Origin of the sequence: Pseudomonas sp. 20P_3.2_Bac5 (assembly GCF_025466035.1) — a bacterium.
GTDB lineage: Bacteria > Pseudomonadota > Gammaproteobacteria > Pseudomonadales > Pseudomonadaceae > Aquipseudomonas.
Map to the genome: position 1 here is coordinate 1 of NZ_JANLOA010000047.1, position 17000 is coordinate 17000.

A 17000-nucleotide genomic window follows, 5' to 3' on the forward strand; every position below is an offset into this window, starting at 1 on the left:
TAGTGAAACGATGCATCGCCGATGGTAGTGTGGAGCTTCTCCATGTGAGAGTAGGTCATCGTCAAGATTAAATTCCGAAACCCCTATCTGCGTATGCAGGTAGGGGTTTTGTCTTTATATGGCCGAAAAAACAGGTCAAATAAAAAGGGCTTGTCTCGTATCGAGGCAAGCCCTTTTCGTATGGCGCGAAGTAATCAGTCGCCGGTGTACTCACAGCCGCTGGTACAGGTCTCGTGGATACGAACCTTGCTCAGCTCCGGCAGCAGCGGTTTGACCTGTTCCCAGATCCATTTGGCGATCACTTCACTGGTCGGGTTTTCCAGGCCAGGAATGTCGTTGAGGTAGTTGTGATCCAGCTGCTCATAAAGCGGCTTGAAGATGGCCTTGATTTCGGAGAAATCGCGAATCCAGCCGGTATGAGGATCCAGCTGGCCGGTGAGGTGCAGGGCGACCTTGAAGGAGTGGCCATGCAGACGACCGCATTTGTGACCGGCGGGGACGTTCGGCAGGCGGTGTGCCGATTCAAACGTAAACTCTTTGAAGATTTCCAAGGTATCTATAACTCTGAGAACCAATGCTGGCGCGCAGTTTACCAGCAAGGTCACTTCAGTGGTTGCAGATGGTCGCCCAACCTGCCGGTCTCCACCAGCTCGAGAAACGCGTCACCCAGCCGTTGGCTCTCGCTCATTGCTGTGTGCCAGTAACGCTGGCGACTGGAAGCATCGCCCATGAAACGTTTGAAGTCGCTGCGGTCTGGCAGCTTGCCGTATGGCAGGCGCGCCAGGTATTGCGCTGATGGAGCGAGCAGCAGGACGTCTTGTAGTCGGTCAGCGTCGCCGCGTCGCCATGGCAATGCCTTGTCGAACCAGCCCGGGATCACCTTGTCGGTGAAGTGCGGGTACAGAACGATGTCTTCGCCGCTGTAGGGCAGGTCGAGGTGATAGTCGAGCAGGCCGCCGTCGCGATAGGTTCCTGGCCCTGCGCCCGGGATGTCCCGTACACCTTCCATGACCATCGGGATCGAGCCCGACGCCAGTAATGCATGGCGCAGGTTGCTGCTGGCCAGCGGCAGATAACGTGACGGGAAATCTATCAGCGGCTGCAACGGCGGCGCGCTGCGGGCGTCGTGCAGGATGATGCGTTCGAAGTGTCGCGCCAGCCGTGGTCGGCCGATCAGGTTGTCGGCGATCACCGAGGGCAAGCCGATACCCAGCCGCCCGCGATGGTCATCGGCAAGTAAGCCGTGGCTCTTCACCACAACGATATTGAGCCGGTAAAGCGGGTTATCGAGGATGCTGGCATCACGGCCCTCCAGCAGGTCGTCGAGCATGCGCTGGCAGCTCAGGCTGACTTCGCCTTGAGTCACGCCCTTGGCGAAGTCCTGGGCCGTATAGAGGTCGCCGAGTCGGCGGAGGGCCTGGGCCGGGTCGGGCAGACAGGCGCTGGCGAAGCGCCAGGAACCGATCGAGGCGCCAATCAGCGCGCGCTCGCGTGGCGCACTTGGCAGCCACTGACCGAACAACGCCAGATCCAGCCCCTGTATGCCCAGTGCCTTTGGCCCGCCAGCAGCGCCGGGCAGCACACCGACGTCAGCGGGCGCCAGGCCGCGTTGACGGATGCGGGCAAGGGCACGTTTACCGGCCTTCAGGGTCAGCGCGGGGTATTTGATCTGGATGGCGGTCATGCGGGCCTCACTGTGTCGAGGGTGCGAGTATAGAGAATCGCTGCGACCTTGCGCGCCAAGACGGTGCGTCCAAGCGGCGCTATCATGTCGCCAGCTATTTTCAGGTTCAATTAAGTTCGACTGGGTAACATTTCCCACGTACCCAACCGAACCTCAATGGAGAAATACGATGAAGACCCTGACTGCCCTGTTCGCAACCGCTGCCCTGGCCTTGAGCGCAAACGCGGCGATGGCCAAGGATGTGCGCACCGACGAAGTGGTGAAACTGGTCCAGACCAAGCAGATCCAGTCGCTGGACGAACTCAACCAGAAAGCGCTCGCCAAGCACCCCGGCGCCACGATCAAAGACACCGAGCTGGAAGATGTCTACGGCCGTTACGTCTACAAGGTCGAACTGCGTGATGCGCAGAACGTCGAGTGGGATGTGGATCTGGACGCCAAGACCGGTGAAGTGCTCAAGGATGTCCAGGACCGCTGATGATCCGGCTTTCGCAAACGGCACGCTGGACACTGCTTGCGCTACTGGCCTTCTGCTCGCTGGCCATGGCCCGCGACCTTGACCAGGATGAAGCCCTGCAGTTGCGTCGAGAAGGGGTGATCCTCCCGCTCGAGCAACTGCTGCAATCGGCCCTGGGACGCTATCCCGGGGCGCGTTTGCTGGAGGCGGAGCTGGAAGAGGACGACGATGAATACGTCTACGAGGTCGAGTTGCTGACTGTCGAAGGCGTGGTGCGGGAAATCAAGTTGCATGCCGCCAGCGGTGTCCTGCTCAAAGATGAGGAAGATGATTGATGCGTTTGCTACTGGTCGAGGACAACGTCTCGCTGGCTGACGAACTGACCGACAGCCTGCAACGCCAAGGCTACGCGGTGGACTGGCTGGCCGATGGCCGTGACGCGGTGTATCAGGGCAGCAGTGAGCCCTATGACCTGATCGTGCTCGACCTCGGCCTGCCCGGCATCCCCGGTCTTGAAGTGCTGAAGCAATGGCGCGCCGGTGGCCTGGTGATACCGGTGCTGATCCTCACCGCGCGCGGCTCGTGGGCCGACCGCATCGAAGGGCTCAAGGCCGGCGCCGATGACTACCTGAGCAAGCCATTCCACCCCGAAGAGCTGCAATTGCGTATCCAGTCGTTGCTACGCCGAGCGCGAGGCCTGGCCAATCAGCCGACCCTGGAAGCCTCCGGCCTGCATCTGGACGAAGGGCGCCAGTGTGTGACCCGTGAAGGCGAGGACGTGCAACTGACCGCCGCTGAATTTCGCCTGTTGCGCTACTTTATGCTGCACCCGCAGCAGATCCTTTCGAAAAGCCATTTGGCCGAACACCTGTACAACGGCGAAACCGAACGTGATTCCAATGTCCTCGAAGTTCATGTCAACCACTTGCGTCGCAAGCTGGGCCGCGGCGTGATCGAAACCCACCGGGGCCAGGGCTACCGCTTCGGTGGGGTGGCGTGAGGTCCATTCAGTCGCGCCTCAGCCTCGGCCTGGCCGGGGTGCTGATCGTCGTGGGCTTGGCCCTGGCTCAGGTCAGCCTCTGGCTGTTCGAGGTGGGCTTGCAGCGTTATCTCGAGGCCGGGCTGCGTAAGGAAAGCGAGAACCTGCTGGTCGCCCTGGTCCATGGTCACGACGGTGTCGAGCTGGATCAGCAGCGGATTTCCGCCGCCTACAACCGGCAATTCTCTGGCTATTACTTCCGCATCGATTTCGACGGAAAGACCTGGCGCTCCCGCTCGCTGTGGGATATGGAGATGCCCAAACCGGAGACACCCGGGCTGCACGACGGCTTCGAACTCGGCCCGCGAGGCCAGCAGTTGCTGGTGTTGCGGGCTGACTACCGGCGTCAAGGTCAGGCGATGTCCATCAGCGTCGCCCAGGATTACACGCCGATGCGCGACAGCTTCCGGCGATTGCAACAGATCGGCCTCGGCCTCGGGCTGTTGGCCCTGATGCTGGTGTTGGTGTTGCAGCGCGTCATCGTCAAGCGCTCGCTGAATCCGCTCGAGCGTGCCCGCGAGCAGATCGCGCAGTTGCAGCAGGGCAAGCGCTCGCAACTGGACACAGAGGTGCCAAGCGAACTCGAGCCGCTAGTGGCGCAGGTCAACCACCTGCTGGCCCATACCGAAGACAGCCTGCGCCGTTCCCGCAACGCGCTGGGCAATCTCGGGCACGCCTTGAAGACGCCGCTCGCCGTGTTGCTCAGCCTCGCTGCCAGTGAGCGCCTGCGGGAAGTGCCGGGGTTGTCCGCGCAGATGCGCGAGCAACTGGAGCAGATCCAGCAGCGTTTGAGCCGCGAACTGAACCGCGCCCGGCTGGCCGGCGATGCGTTGCCGGGCGCGCATTTCGATTGCGATGCGGAACTGCCCGGCCTGCTGTCCACGCTGGGAATGATCCATGGCGACGGGCTGTCGATCCGGCAGGATGTGCCAGCCGGCCTGTCGTTGCCGTGGGACCGTGAAGACCTGCTGGAGCTGCTCGGCAACCTGCTGGACAACGCCTGCAAATGGGCGGACAGCGAAGTCTGCCTGAGCATCAGCCAGACGCCGGATCACTACCGGCTGTGTATCGATGACGACGGCCCGGGTATTCCCGAGGACGCTCGGCAGGGCGTGCTGGAGCGCGGTGCGCGGCTGGATGAGCAGATCGATGGCCACGGCCTCGGCCTGGGCATCGTGCGCGACATCGTCGAAGCCTGGCATGGCCGGATGGACCTGGAGGGGAGTGCGCTTGGCGGGTTGCGGGTGCGTATCGAGCTGCCGCGCCGGGCCGGGCGCTGAGCCCTGCCGGCGCGGCATACAGATCAAACCTGGAAGTGGTCCATCAGGCTTTGCTGCTGGTTGGCCAGGCTGTTCAGTGACTGGCTGACCCGGGCCGATTCATCGGCCTGATGAGACAGCGACTCGGTGACGTCACGGATGGTCGCGACGTTGCTGCTGATCTCCTCGGCCACCGCGCTCTGTTCTTCAGCGGCACTGGCGATCTGCAGGTTCATGTCAGTGATGACCGTCACCGCTTCGCCAATCTGCCGAAGCGCGCTCACCGCCTGACCGACCTGCTCGACACTTCCCTGGGCCTGGCGATGGCTGCTGTCCATCGCACCGACCACTTCGCGGGTACCGGCCTGCAACTGCTCGATCACATGGCGGGTTTCTTCCACCGATTCCTGAGTGCGCTGCGCGAGGTTGCGGACCTCGTCGGCGACCACCGCGAAGCCGCGCCCGGCCTCGCCGGCGCGGGCCGCCTCGATGGCGGCGTTGAGCGCGAGGAGGTTGGTCTGTTCGGCGATCGAGCGGATCACTTCCAGTACCGAACCGATCTTCTCGCTGTTTTCCGCCAGGCCTTCGACCTGATTCATCGCGGTACTCATGTTGGCGGCCAGGGCGTCGATGCTGCTGGTGGTCTGGTTGATCACCGCCAGGCCCTGGCGGGTGGCCTGATCGACGTCGCGGGCGGCTTGCGCGGCCTGCGCGGCGCTGCGGGCCACGTCATGGGCGGTGGCGCTCATTTCGTGGGAGGCGGTGGCCACCTGATCGACCTGGCGGTATTGCTGTTCCATGCCAGCGCTGGTCTGGCTGGCGATTGCCGAAGATTGGTCGGCGGTGCTGCGCGCGGCGTGCACCGAGCGTTTCACTTCAGCGATGGTCGGTTGCAGCTTGTCCAGGAAGCGGTTGAACCAGCCGGCCAGTTCACCGAGTTCGTCCTGCTTGTTGTAGGCCAGGCGGCTGGCCAGGTCGCCGTCGCCGCTGGCGATTTCGCGCAGGCGGTGGGCGACGTGGAGGATCGGCCGGGTCACGCCGCGGGCCATCAGCCAGATCAACAGCAGGCCGACCACCGCGGCCAGCACGCCAAGCGCCAGTTCGATCAGCGTGCCGTTGGTGTTGCGTTGGTCGAGTTCCTGCTTGAGGGTTTCGGCGGGGCCGATCAGTGCGCTTTCCGGCACGTCCAGCAGCACGCCCCAGGGCTTGGCGCCCGGGGTGGGGGCGAAGGAGGCGAGGATTTTCAAGCGGCCGTCGTTCTGAATGCTGTGCAGCACCGTGCCGTCGGCCATCAGGCGTACCAGTTCGGCGCCGTTGCGGCTGTCGATCTGTTCGTAGCGCTGGGCCAGCTTGCTGGCGTCCGGGCTGTAGCCGGCCAGCAGGCCTGCGGGGCTGAGGATGCCGATCTGGGTCTGGCCGCCGTAGAGGTTGGCGCTGGCCTGTTTGCTCATGGCTTGCAGGCTGTTCAGGTTGATGTCGATGGAGAGGGTGGCGATCACCTTCTCGGCGACGATCAGCGGGAACACGATGCTGGTCATCAGCACCTGCTGGCCGTCGATTTCGTAGAAATACGGTTCGGTCACGCAGGTCTTGCGGGTGGTGCGCGGGCACACCGACCAGGTGTTGGCCGGCTCGCCGCTCGGGCCGATGGTGGTGTCGGCCATGTCACGCTCGGGCAGTGCCATGGAGGTCAGCTTGCCCGGGGTCGGTTGCGACCAGTACAGGGCGAAGCGGCCAGTTTCGTTGCCGCCGATGGCCTCCTGGCCGGCGAACAGTTCGTCCTTGCCATCCAGCGCGTTGGGCTCGAACACCAGCGACAGGCCGAGCAGGTCGGGGTTGGCCTGCAGCGCCGAGCGCACCTGGCGGGTCATGTCTTCGCGCAGGTCGAAGGCGTCGAGGAAGCGCTTTTCCGCCTGTTCGCGCAGGAACAACACCTGGCGCGAGAAGCCGGCGCCATATTGATAAGCGTCCATGAACTGGCGGCGGATGTTCAGTGCCTGGACTTCGCCCTGGGACTCGATACGGCCCTGGGCCGCCTCGGTGAGCATGTGCATGCTGCTGGCCTTGACCAGCTCCGTTGTATGTTCCATGCGGTACAACGAAAGACCCACCAGCAGTGTGACGATGCCCGCGAGGCACAATCCGGCCAGCGAGGTGATCTTCCATTGAATGGAAAGTTGTCTGAACAACATCGGCGAAATCCTTTGGACCAAAAGAGATAGACACTGCCGACTGTAACGGCAATGTGTGAACTTTCTTTATTCAAACGTTCAATTGAAATGCGCCGTTTTCGTTCATTCAGGCGACCCTCGCACCAGGATGAGGCGCCGCGCTTTGACATCCGGGGGGGCCTCCGTCAGAGTGTGCGCCTTCCAAAAACATACCGTCATTCGGTCAGTGCCTGAGGGCAAAACTGTCGCCGACGTACCCGCTTTTTGTCCGTTTCAAGAGGTTCACAGAATGAATGCAGTCATTGCCGCGGTCGGCATCATGCTGATACTGAGTCTGTCCCGCGTGCATGTGGTCATTGCCCTGATCGTCGGCGCGCTGGTCGGCGGCCTGGTGGGCGGGCTGGGTATCGAGGCCACGCTCAAGGCCTTCAACGGTGGCCTTGGCGGCGGCGCTACCGTGGCGCTGTCCTACGCCTTGCTCGGCGCTTTCGCCGTGGCTATCGCCAAATCCGGCCTGGCCCACGCCCTGGCCGATCGCGCCCTGGCGATGTTCCACGGGCAGAGCGAAGGCAACGGTGCCCGGGTGAAGTGGCTGCTGGTCGGGCTGATGCTGGTGGTGGCGATTTCCTCGCAGAACCTTCTGCCAATCCACATCGCCTTTATTCCGTTGCTGGTGCCGCCACTGCTCTATGTGCTGACGCGCCTGCAGATCGATCGCCGGCTGGTGGCATGTGTCATCACCTTCGGCCTGATCACGCCGTACATGTTCCTGCCGGTGGGCTTCGGCAATATCTTCCTCAACGAAATCCTGCTGGCCAATGTGGCCCGCAGCGGCGTGGACGTCAGTGGCGTCAATGTCACCCATGCCATGGCGATTCCGGCGGCGGGCATGCTCGCTGGCCTGCTGATCGCAGTGTTTTTCAGCTACCGCAAGAAGCGCGTCTACGACCTGGAAAAGATCGAGCAGGTGGAGCAGGTGGCGGTCAGCTACAACCCGCTGACCCTGCTGGTAGCGGGCTGTGCCATCGCCGCGGCGTTCATCATTCAGTTGTGGCTGGACTCAATGATCATCGGCGCCATGGCCGGGTTCCTGATTTTCTCGGCCTCCGGCATCGTGCGCTGGAAGGACACCGACGACCTGTTCACCGAAGGCATGAAAATGATGGCGATGATCGGCTTCATCATGATTGCCGCGTCCGGTTTCGCCGAGGTGATGAAGGCGACCGGCGAGGTGAAGACGCTGGTGGAGGCGTCCGCGGCGTGGATCGACCACAGCAAGGGTGTCGGCGCGTTGCTGATGCTGCTGGTGGGCCTGCTGGTGACCATGGGCATCGGTTCGTCGTTCTCCACCGTGCCGATTCTCGCGGCGATCTTCGTGCCGCTGTGCGTGCAACTGGGCTTCGATCCGATCGCCATCGTGTGCATCGTCGGCACCGCTGGCGCCTTGGGTGATGCCGGCTCGCCCGCGTCCGACTCGACCCTCGGCCCGACCTCGGGGCTGAACGTCGACGGCCAGCACCATCACATCTGGGACACGGTGGTACCGACCTTCATCCATTACAACCTGCCATTGCTGGCGGCGGGATGGGTGGCGGCGATGGTCTTGTAAGCAGGATGCGGAACAGGGCGGGGCGCGAGGCTCAGCCCTTTTTCGGCGGCGGGGAGATGCGGTTGAGGACGGTGTTGCCGTCCTTGTCCTGGGTCAGGTAGACCGGCAGTACCTTGGGCAGGCTGCGCACCAGACGGTTGACGTCGTTGGTGTTGTAGATGCCGCTGATGCGCACGTTGCCGGTGCTGGCATCGGCCAGGCGCAGCGGGCTTTCCAGGTAGCGGTTGATCAGCGGCAGGGCCTGGTCGAGGGTGAGGTTGTCGATCACCAGCTTGCCGCTGCGCCACGACAGGCTGGAGTCGTTGGCGTAGGTCTGGTTCAGGCTCGGTTCAAGATCGCCGGTGGTATAGCTGGCCTGCATGCCCGGGCCGAGGCGGTAGCCGCTGCCGGGCTTGAAGCTCTCGCTACTGACCAGCACCGAACCTTCCACCAGTGTCACCTTGACCTGGTCACGGTATTTCCAGACGTTGAACTGGGTGCCGGTCACCTGCGTCTGGCCGTTGCCGGCGCGGACGATGAACGGGTGGCCGGTGTCGTGATGGACCTTGAAGAACGCCTCGCCCTTGACCAGGGTCACCCGGCGCTCGTCCTTGTAATGGGTGTAGCGCAGTGAGGTGCCGAGGTTCAGTTCGACTTCGCTGCCGTCGCCCAGGGTGACGGTCCTGCGGGCGTCGGTGGTTTTTTCCGACTGGTAGTCGTTGGGCAACCAGCCTTGTTCCCAGCCGATCCAGGCGCCGACCGGCAGCGCCAGCAGGGTGATCACTGCTGCCGACGCGTAGTGACGCATGCGCTGGGGCTGTGGTCTGGGCTTGATCGGCAGGTGCAGAATCTGTGCGGGGGTGGCTCGCGGCAGGTGATCGGCAGTGACCCAGATCTCCTGCATGGCTTCGTATTCCTGCAGGTGAAGCGGGTTGGCGGCCAGCCATTGTTCGAATTCGGCGAGTTCTTGCGCGGTGCAGTCCTCAGCGTGCAAGCGCATGCACCAATGCGCGGCGGCATCGGTGATGGCATTCAATTCGGCGTCGCTGGGGCTGACCTGATTCATTGATACTCCCGGTTTTGCGCAATTCTAACCCCGCCGGGTAGGCGGGGAGAACCGAGATCATGGCGAATCACTATCAGTTGTGAGATTTATTCGCAGGAAATCACCTACAAAAACGATTTTCTCCGCACAAACCGACCAACGGTCGCAAGACTACGGCAAGCCGCCACTTGCCGTAGTGCGTGCAGTTCAGAACTGTTCGGCGGCCAGTTGGAACAGGCTGTCGCTACCCGCCTGAATGCTCGCCTGCAACGACAGAACCCGTGGCAGCAAACGCTCGAAGTAGAACGTCGCCGTGGCCAGCTTGGCGCCATAGAAGTCCGGCTCGTCGGCGTGATGCGCGCGGGCGGTAGCGGCCATGCGCGACCACATGTAGGCGTAGGCGACGTAACCGAACAAATGCAGGTACTCCATCGACGCCGCACCCACGGCATTGGCGTCCTGGCTGGCCTGCTCGCGCACCCACTGGCTGGTGCTTTCCAGCCGCTCCAGGGCGCCCAGCACCTGCGCGGCGAACGGCGGTTCGCTTTCGCAGAAGGTACGGATTTCTGCCGCCAGCAACGCCAGCGACTGGCCGCCGTCGGCCACCACCTTGCGCCCCAGCAGGTCCAGCGCCTGGATGCCGTTGGTGCCTTCGTAGATCTGCGCGATACGCACATCCCGCACCAGTTGCTCCTGGCCCCACTCGCGGATGTAGCCGTGGCCGCCGAAGACCTGCTGGCCGAGCACGCAGCTCTCAAGACCGGTGTCGGTGAAGAACGCCTTGGCCACTGGCGTCAGCAGTGCGACGAGGCGTTGCGCCGCCTCGCGCTCGGCGGCGTCTTCGGTGTACTTGGCGGTGTCCAGTTGCTGGCCGACGTACGTGGCGAAGGCGCGGCCACCTTCGGTCAGGGCGCGCATGCTCAGCAGCATGCGGCGCACATCGGGGTGGACGATGATCGGGTCGGCGATCTTGTCCTTCGCCTGCGGGCCGGTGGCGGCGCGGCTTTGCAGGCGATCGCGGGCATAGCGCGCGGCATTCTGGTACGAGGCCTCGGCGCAGCCGATGCCCTGGATGCCGATGGACAGACGCTCGTAATTCATCATGGTGAACATCGCCGCCAGGCCACGGTTCGGCTCGCCGACCAGGTAGCCGACGGCGCCGTCGAAGTTCATCACGCAGGTGGCCGATGCCTTGATGCCCATCTTGTGCTCGACCGAGCCGCAACTGACCGCGTTGTCCACGCCCAGGCTGCCGTCGTCGGCGACGATGCGCTTGGGCACCAGGAACAATGAGATGCCCTTCGGTCCGGCGGGGGCGTCCGGCAGTTTGGCCAGCACCAGGTGGATGATGTTGTCGGTGAGGTCCTGGTCGCCGCCGGTGATGAAAATCTTGGTGCCGCTGATGGCGTAGCTGCCGTCGATCAGCGGCTCCGCCTTGCTGCGGATGATCCCCAGGTCGGTGCCGGCGTGGGGTTCGGTCAGGCACATGGTGCCGGCCCACTCGCCGCTGTACAGCCGCGGCAGGTACAGGGCGCGCAGTTCGTCGCTGGCGTGGGCGTCGATCGCCAGGCAGCAGCCGGCACTCAGCGCCGAATACAGGCTGAAGCTGCAGTTGGCGGCGTAGAGCATTTCCTCGAACTGCACCGCGAGCATCTTCGGCATGCCCATGCCGCCGTGCTCCGGGTTGCCGGCGAGGCCGACCCAGCCGCCTTCGCGGTAGGTCTGCCAGGCCTGCTTGAAGCCCGCGGGCGTGGTGACCTGGCCCGCCTCGAAGCCGACCCCCTGTTCGTCGCCGCTGCGGTTGAGCGGGGCGATCAGTTGGCCGGTGATTTTCGCCGCCTCTTCAAGGATCGCGTCGGCGGTCTCGCCATCGACACTGGCCGCCAGCGCGGGCAGCCGTGCCCATTGGGCCGGGCCCTGGAACACCTCGTGGAGGACGAAACGCATGTCGCGCAGCGGGGCATTGAATTCAGGCATCGTGGTTCTCGTTGGAATGAGTAAGAGGGATCAGAGCGCCTTGGCCCAGTCGCGCAACAGGTACTTCTGGATCTTGCCGGTGGAGGTCTTCGGCAGCTCGCGGAACACCACCGTCTTGGGCAGCTTGAAGCCGGCCAGGTGTTCGCGGCAGAAGGCGATGATCTCGGCCTCGCGGGTGTCTTCGCAGCCGGCCTTGAGGGTGATGTAGGCGCACGGCGTCTCGCCCCATTTTTCGTCCGGCCGGGCCACTACTGCGGCTTCCAGCACCGCGGGATGACGGTAGAGGACGTCTTCGACTTCGATGGTGGAGATGTTCTCGCCGCCGGAAATGATGATGTCCTTGAGTCGGTCCTTGATCTCGACGTAGCCGTCCGGGTGGCAGACGGCGAGGTCGCCGGTGTGGAACCAGCCGCCGCGGAAGGCTTCGGCGGTGGCTTCGGGGTTCTTAAGGTAGCCCTTCATCACCGTGTTGCCGCGCATGAAGATCTCGCCCAGGGTGTTGCCGTCGCGGGCCACCGGTTCGAGGGTTTGCGGATCGGCGACCATCAGGCCTTCGAGGGTGGCGTAGCGCACGCCCTGGCGTGACTTGATCCGCGCCCGTTCCTGCAGCGGCTTTTCATCCCATTCGGCATGCCAGGCGCAGACGGTCACCGGGCCATACACCTCGGTCAGCCCATAGACGTGGGTGACCTTGATGCCCATTTCTTCCACGGCGCCGATGACTTTGGCCGGCGGCGCGGCGCCGGCGACCATGGCGTTGACCGGGTGATCGATCGCCGCCTTGGCCGAGTCAGGCATGTTGATCAGCGCATTGAGAACGATCGGCGCGCCGCACAGGTGAGTGACCTGGTGTTCGCGGATCAGCGTAAGAATCTTCTGCGGATCGACCCGGCGCAGGAACACATGCGTGCCGGCCAGCGCGGTGACGGTCCACGGGTAGCACCAGCCATTGCAGTGGAACATCGGCAGGGTCCACAGGTAGACCGGATGGTTGCCCATCGCCCAGGTCATCTGGTTGCCCAGCGAGTTGAGGTAGGCGCCGCGGTGGTGATAGACCACGCCCTTGGGGTTGCCGGTGGTGCCGGAGGTGTAGTTCAGCGAGATCGCCTGCCACTCGTCCTCGGGCCAGTGCCAGGCGAACGCCGGGTCGCCCTCGGCGAGAAACGCCTCGTAGTCCAGTTCGCTGACGGCGCTGCCTTCGCCGTATTCCGGGTCATCGACATCGATCACCAACGGCGGATGAGCCATGAGTTTCAGCGCGGCGCTGATGACCTTGTGGAATTCGCGGTCGGTGATCAGCACCTTGGCTTCGCCGTGTTCGAGCATGAAGGCGATGGCCTCGGCGTCGAGGCGAACATTGAGGGCGTTGAGCACCGCGCCGATCATCGGCACGCCGAAGTGCGCTTCGAGCATGGCCGGGATGTTCGGCAGCATGACCGCCACCGTATCGCCCTGACCGATGCCGCGGCCCGCCAGGGCACTGGCCAGGCGGCGGCTGCGCTGGTAGGTTTCCTGCCAGTTGCGGCGGATCGAACCGTGGATCACGGCGGGGTACTGGCCGTAGACCGCGGCGGTACGTTCGATGAAGCTCAGGGGGGTGAGGGCGACGTGGTTGACGGGGGCGGGCTGCAGGCCCTGAGAGAAGATCGACATGGAAAGCATGGTCCTGTGCAGGAGGCAGCCGCGTCGGGACGCATGCTGAAACCTCCGATGGCTGATTGTTAGCTCTGATCAGGTTTCATGGAGCAGATTCACGGGGACTGCTCCGGTGGTGCATTTTTACGCTGTTCGCCATGTTACCTGGAAGATAGACTATAGCAATATGGTACAAATACTATAAAAATCCCGGAGCAGACGCTTTGATCGCCATCCCCTCGGCCTTGCTCGACAAGGACCCGCAGCCCAGTTTGCTTCTTGATGCCGGTGCCACCCTGCGCGCGGCCAACCCCGCCATGCTCGAACAGCTCAACGGCTGGCCACCGCAGAGCCTGGCCGTGTTGCTGCCGGCTAATCATGCCGCGCTGGTCAGTGCCTGCCTCAGTCAGCAGCGGGCGATCAGCGATGTCGAGAGCCAGGCCGGCGAGCGCATTCTGCTCTGGACCTTTATCCCCGCCAGCGCCGATCTGGTTATTGCCCGGTGCCGCGACGCCACCGTCGAACGCCGTGCCGAACGCGAGGCCAGCCAGGCCCGCCGCCTGTACCGGCTGATCACCGAGAACACCACCGACCTGATTTCCCGGCACACGCCCGACGGCTGCTTTCTCGACGCGTCGCCGGCGTCTTATCGCCTGCTCGGCTACTGGCCGGAAGAGCTGCGCGGGGTTGCGGTGCAGTCGCTGTTCCATCCCCAGGACCGCCAGCAATTCCTGCAACAAGCGGCGCAGGCGCTGGAGAAAGACGGCTACCAGACCATGACCTGCCGGGTGCGCCACCGCGATGGCCGCGACCTGTGGTTCGAGATCGCCAGCCGGGCGATCCGCGAAACCTACACCGGCGCGGTGGTGGAAATCGTCAGCGTCTCGCGGGACATCAGCGTGCGCATCGAGGCGCAGGAAAACCGCAGGCGGCTGGCTGAAGTTGTCGAGGCCAACACCGACCTGGTGCTGTTCACCGACCCGGACGGGCGCCTGACCTACCTCAATCGTTCGGCGCGGCGCGCCCTCGGCTTGATGGACGTGGACGCGGTGCCGCTGCTGCGCCAACTGCTCGACGAAGACGCCCAGCAGCGCCTGGATGACGAAGGCTGGCTGTGCGCCGAGCGCGACGGTGTCTGGCAGTGCGAGGCGCGGCTGGCGCCATACGACGGTGGCGCGGCGTTTCCGGTGTCGCTGGTGTTGCTGGCGCACAGCGCCGCTGGCGGCGAGCGCTATTACTCGCTGGTCGCCCGCGACATGACCGAGCGCGAGCTGCGCGAAACCCAGCAACGTCGCCACCAGGACGAACTGGCCCACACCGCGCGGCTGGTGACCCTCGGCGAACTGGCCTCGGGTATCGCCCACGAGATCAACCAGCCGCTGGCGTCGGTGCTCAACTACGCCGCCGCCAGCCAGCGCTACCTGCATGCGCTGGACCGTGATCCGCAGGCGGCGGGCCGGGTTGCCCAGGGTTTGCAGCGTATCAGCGAACAGGCAACCCACGCCGCCGAAGTGATCAAGCGCCTGCGCGCCTTCCTGCGCAAGGAGCCGCGGCGCCTGCAGGCGCTGTCGGTCGCGCAGGTGGCGCGCGAGGCGGTGCGCCTGTGTGCCTGGGAAGCCAATCACGCGCAGGTGACGATCGAGCAGCGAATGACGGACAATCTGCCGCCGGTCTACGCCGACCGGGTGCTGCTGGAGCAGGTGCTGCTCAATCTGCTGCGCAACGCCATCGACGCCAACCGCGAGAAACAGCCGGGCCAGCCGTCGCGGATCGTGCTCAGCGGTAAGCAGGAGGGCGGTTGGCTGCTGATCGAGGTGATCGATCAGGGACCGGGCGTGGCGCAGGACCGGCTGGACGGGATCTTCACCCCGTTCACCACCAGCAAGCCCGAAGGGCTGGGCCTCGGCCTGAGCATGAGCCGCAGCATCGTCGAAGGCTTTGGCGGCACCTTGCAGGCCGGCCCGAGCGAGGGCGGCGGATTGATTTTGAGCTGTCGGCTGGCGCCGGCGGCAAGTGTTTGAACAAGGGGATTTTCATGCAGGATCCGAAGGTCTATGTGGTCGACGACGACCAGGGCATGCTCGACTCCACGGTCTGGCTGCTCGAATCCGTCGGCCTCAAGGCGCTGCCCTTCACCAGTGGCCAGGCGTTTCTCGATGCCTGCGAGGGCGACTTGCCGGCCTGCGTGCTGCTCGACGTGCGCATGCCCGGCATGGGCGGGTTGAGTGTTCAGGAAGCGCTGCGCGCGCGTGGCGTTGACCTGCCGGTGATCTTCGTCAGTGGCCACGCCGACGTGCCCATCGTGGTGCGGGCATTCAAGGCCGGCGCCTGCGATTTCATCGAAAAGCCCTACAACGACCAGTTGCTGCTGGACAGCGTCCAGGAAGCCTTGGGCCGGTCATCGAAAGTTCAGGTGGGAAGCCGCCAGCGTGACACGGTGCAGGCGCGGATCGACAGCCTCACCCCGCGCGAGCGGGACGTGTTCCTGCCGCTGGTGCAGGGCTACACCAACCGCGAGATTGCCGAGCAACTCGAGGTCAGCGTGAAAACCGTGGATTTGTACCGGTCGCGGGTGATGAAGCGAATGCAGGCCGAGCATCTGCCCGATCTGGTGGGGATGGCGATTGCCTGTTCGCTGGTGGATCCGTTGCAGTTGCGGTGAGACATCAGGGCCTCATCGCGGTTTTGCCGCGATAAGGCCCGAATAGTCAGAAACGATCTTCAGCTCAAGGCCGGCGACCCAGCAGCAACCCCACCACCAGCCCGAAGCCCGCCGAAATCGCCACGGTCTGCCACGGATGGCCGCCAATGTAGGTCTCGGTGGCGTCCACCACCGGCTTGACCTGATCGCGCACGCTGCCTACCGCGTTACTTGCCTGCTTGAGTTTGAGCTGCAATTGCGCGCGCAGGGTCTCGGCTTCTTCGCCGACCAGCGCAGCGCTCTCGTTGAGCAGCTTTTCCGATTCTTCGATCAGTGCCTGCAAGTCACTGAACGCTTGATCCTTGATTTGCTCGCTTTCGCTGTGCAGGGTGCTTTTCCTCGCCATGAATACTTCCTCGGGTAAGTGATGGACCTACTGAATGGAGTGTCCGTCTGTACGGAAAGTTGCAGTGGTTTGCCGGGCGTCGGCGGCTACAGTGTAAGATAGCGGCCATTTTCACGCGGCAGGAATTACCCCATGAGTTTCAATCTGGCCAACAAGAGCTTCGCCGAGCGGGCGGAGATCGAGGATGAGAAAGCGCGGCTGTTCGAGCTGTGGCAGACCAACCTGGCCAAGGCCAAGGGCGAAGCGGCCCGCATGATTGGCGAGAAGCCGCGGCGCAAGGGCAAGTGGGCCGAGTGGGTGCGCGCGGAGCTGGACAGCATGACGCCGCCGGAATTCGCCAACATGGTGCGCAGCGAGATCAACAAGCTGATGGCCGCGGCCAGCGCCGGGAAGTCCTGATCCAGGCCACATGCCTCAGGCTATTCAGCACTCTTGAGACCGGGCGCGCCCTGCGATCGGTCTCGACACCCCTCCTGACATCCGACAAAAAAGCCAGACCGCCTCGCTCAGGATTGAAATTCGGACACATTATGAAAGATACTGTTTCTCATTAACGTCCGATAACTTCTCCCACCGGCGATCCTCCTTCCCATGCTGACGTCTCCCGTGTCCGGGCTGCTGGCCAGTTTCCAGGAACACTACGATGAGCTGCTGCAGTTCCTGACCCGGCGCATGAACGACCGCCAGCGCGCGGCCGATGTCGCCCAGGAAACCTACCTCAAGTTGGTGAAGATCGAGCAGCAGGCGCTGCCGGTGCTGCATGCGCGCAGTTTCATTTTCCGCGTCGCCGGCAATCTGGCGATCGACACCTTGCGCCGCGAGCAGCGTCAGGAAAGCAACCTCGGCGACAGCGACGCCGCCGCGCAAATGGCTTGTCCGGCACCGGCGCCCGAAGCGGCGCTGCTGGCCCGAGAGCGTCTGGAAATCCTCGATGAAGCCTTGTTGCAACTGTCGGAAAACGCCCGTCAGGCGCTGTTGCTCAATCGCGTCGAGGGCCTGACCCAGGCGCAGATTGCACAACGACTGGGCGTTTCCGAGAGCATGGTGGCAAAATACATCGGCCAGGCCCTGCGCCATTGCCGGGACTGGCTCAAGCAC

Annotated in this window: 15 protein-coding genes and 2 pseudogenes; 9 read left to right on the plus strand and 8 right to left on the minus strand. The window is 63.8% G+C overall.

Annotated features, from left to right (window positions below; genetic code table 11):
* Nucleotides 1-194: 194 nt before the first annotated feature.
* Both queD and NTD88_RS07945 read right to left on the minus strand, forming a co-directional pair.
* A complete protein-coding gene (gene queD / locus NTD88_RS07940) occupies nt 195-551 on the minus strand; it encodes a 6-carboxytetrahydropterin synthase QueD (protein WP_262154169.1) in 357 nt (118 codons plus the stop codon).
* A 50-nt stretch (nt 552-601) separates the two neighbouring features.
* Entirely contained in the window at nt 602-1684 is a 1083-nt protein-coding gene (locus NTD88_RS07945; protein WP_262154127.1) for a patatin-like phospholipase family protein, read from the minus strand.
* A 169-nt stretch (nt 1685-1853) separates the two neighbouring features.
* Here NTD88_RS07945 and NTD88_RS07950 point away from each other — a divergent pair, with 169 nt between their 5' ends.
* The 4 genes from NTD88_RS07950 to NTD88_RS07965 are packed head-to-tail and all read left to right on the plus strand — an operon-like array spanning nt 1854 to nt 4460.
* Complete coding sequence (locus NTD88_RS07950) at nt 1854-2162, plus strand: PepSY domain-containing protein (RefSeq protein WP_262154128.1); 309 nt, start codon at nt 1854-1856, stop codon at nt 2160-2162.
* Nucleotides 2162-2476, plus strand: coding sequence for a PepSY domain-containing protein (locus tag NTD88_RS07955; protein ID WP_262154129.1), 315 nt, complete (start codon nt 2162-2164; stop codon nt 2474-2476). The genes NTD88_RS07950 and NTD88_RS07955 overlap by 1 nt, the downstream gene beginning before the upstream one ends.
* Complete coding sequence (locus tag NTD88_RS07960) at nt 2476-3141, plus strand: response regulator transcription factor (RefSeq protein ID WP_095157140.1); 666 nt, start codon at nt 2476-2478, stop codon at nt 3139-3141. Before NTD88_RS07955 ends, NTD88_RS07960 begins: the two co-directional genes overlap by 1 nt.
* Complete coding sequence (locus NTD88_RS07965; RefSeq protein ID WP_262154130.1) at nt 3138-4460, plus strand: sensor histidine kinase; 1323 nt, start codon at nt 3138-3140, stop codon at nt 4458-4460. Before NTD88_RS07960 ends, NTD88_RS07965 begins: the two co-directional genes overlap by 4 nt.
* Nucleotides 4461-4483: 23 nt before the next feature.
* Here the strand turns inward: NTD88_RS07965 and NTD88_RS29160 are convergent, their stop codons facing one another.
* Both NTD88_RS29160 and NTD88_RS29165 read right to left on the minus strand, forming a co-directional pair.
* On the minus strand, nt 4484-5239 hold the full coding sequence (locus NTD88_RS29160) for a methyl-accepting chemotaxis protein (protein WP_371864307.1): 756 nt from the start codon (nt 5237-5239) through the stop codon (nt 4484-4486).
* Between the two features lie 102 nt (nt 5240-5341).
* Nucleotides 5342-6631: pseudogene (locus tag NTD88_RS29165) on the minus strand (HAMP domain-containing protein); the annotation flags it as partial.
* Nucleotides 6632-6899: 268 nt separating this feature from the next.
* Between NTD88_RS29165 and NTD88_RS07975 the strand changes: the two are divergent.
* Complete coding sequence (locus tag NTD88_RS07975; RefSeq protein WP_262154131.1) at nt 6900-8219, plus strand: Na+/H+ antiporter family protein; 1320 nt, start codon at nt 6900-6902, stop codon at nt 8217-8219.
* 31 nt (nt 8220-8250) lie between these two features.
* On the opposite strand, the gene NTD88_RS07980 is transcribed toward NTD88_RS07975, so the two are convergent.
* From NTD88_RS07980 to NTD88_RS07990, 3 genes are all read right to left on the minus strand, one after another.
* Entirely contained in the window at nt 8251-9264 is a 1014-nt protein-coding gene (locus NTD88_RS07980) for a FecR family protein (RefSeq protein WP_095157144.1), read from the minus strand.
* 186 nt (nt 9265-9450) lie between these two features.
* Nucleotides 9451-11220 carry an acyl-CoA dehydrogenase C-terminal domain-containing protein gene (locus NTD88_RS07985; RefSeq protein WP_262154132.1) on the minus strand — a complete coding sequence of 590 codons (1770 nt, stop codon included), beginning with the start codon at nt 11218-11220 and terminating at the stop codon, nt 9451-9453.
* Between the two features lie 30 nt (nt 11221-11250).
* Nucleotides 11251-12873: an acyl-CoA synthetase gene (locus NTD88_RS07990; RefSeq protein ID WP_095157146.1), complete on the minus strand. Its 1623-nt coding sequence runs from the start codon at nt 12871-12873 to the stop codon at nt 11251-11253.
* Nucleotides 12874-13079: 206 nt separating this feature from the next.
* On the opposite strand from NTD88_RS07990, the gene NTD88_RS07995 reads away from it, so the two are divergent.
* Together NTD88_RS07995 and NTD88_RS08000 are read left to right on the plus strand one after the other, a co-directional pair.
* On the plus strand, nt 13080-14876 hold the full coding sequence (locus NTD88_RS07995; protein WP_262154133.1) for a PAS domain S-box protein: 1797 nt from the start codon (nt 13080-13082) through the stop codon (nt 14874-14876).
* A gap of 14 nt (nt 14877-14890) precedes the next feature.
* On the plus strand, nt 14891-15517 hold the full coding sequence (locus NTD88_RS08000) for a response regulator transcription factor (protein ID WP_095157148.1): 627 nt from the start codon (nt 14891-14893) through the stop codon (nt 15515-15517).
* A 64-nt stretch (nt 15518-15581) separates the two neighbouring features.
* On the opposite strand, the gene NTD88_RS08005 is transcribed toward NTD88_RS08000, so the two are convergent.
* A complete protein-coding gene (locus NTD88_RS08005; RefSeq protein ID WP_095157149.1) occupies nt 15582-15902 on the minus strand; it encodes a YqjD family protein in 321 nt (106 codons plus the stop codon).
* A gap of 132 nt (nt 15903-16034) precedes the next feature.
* On the opposite strand from NTD88_RS08005, the gene NTD88_RS08010 reads away from it, so the two are divergent.
* Together NTD88_RS08010 and NTD88_RS08015 are read left to right on the plus strand one after the other, a co-directional pair.
* Nucleotides 16035-16301, plus strand: coding sequence for a hypothetical protein (locus NTD88_RS08010; protein ID WP_095157150.1), 267 nt, complete (start codon nt 16035-16037; stop codon nt 16299-16301).
* A gap of 192 nt (nt 16302-16493) precedes the next feature.
* Nucleotides 16494-17000: pseudogene (locus NTD88_RS08015) on the plus strand (RNA polymerase sigma factor); the annotation flags it as partial.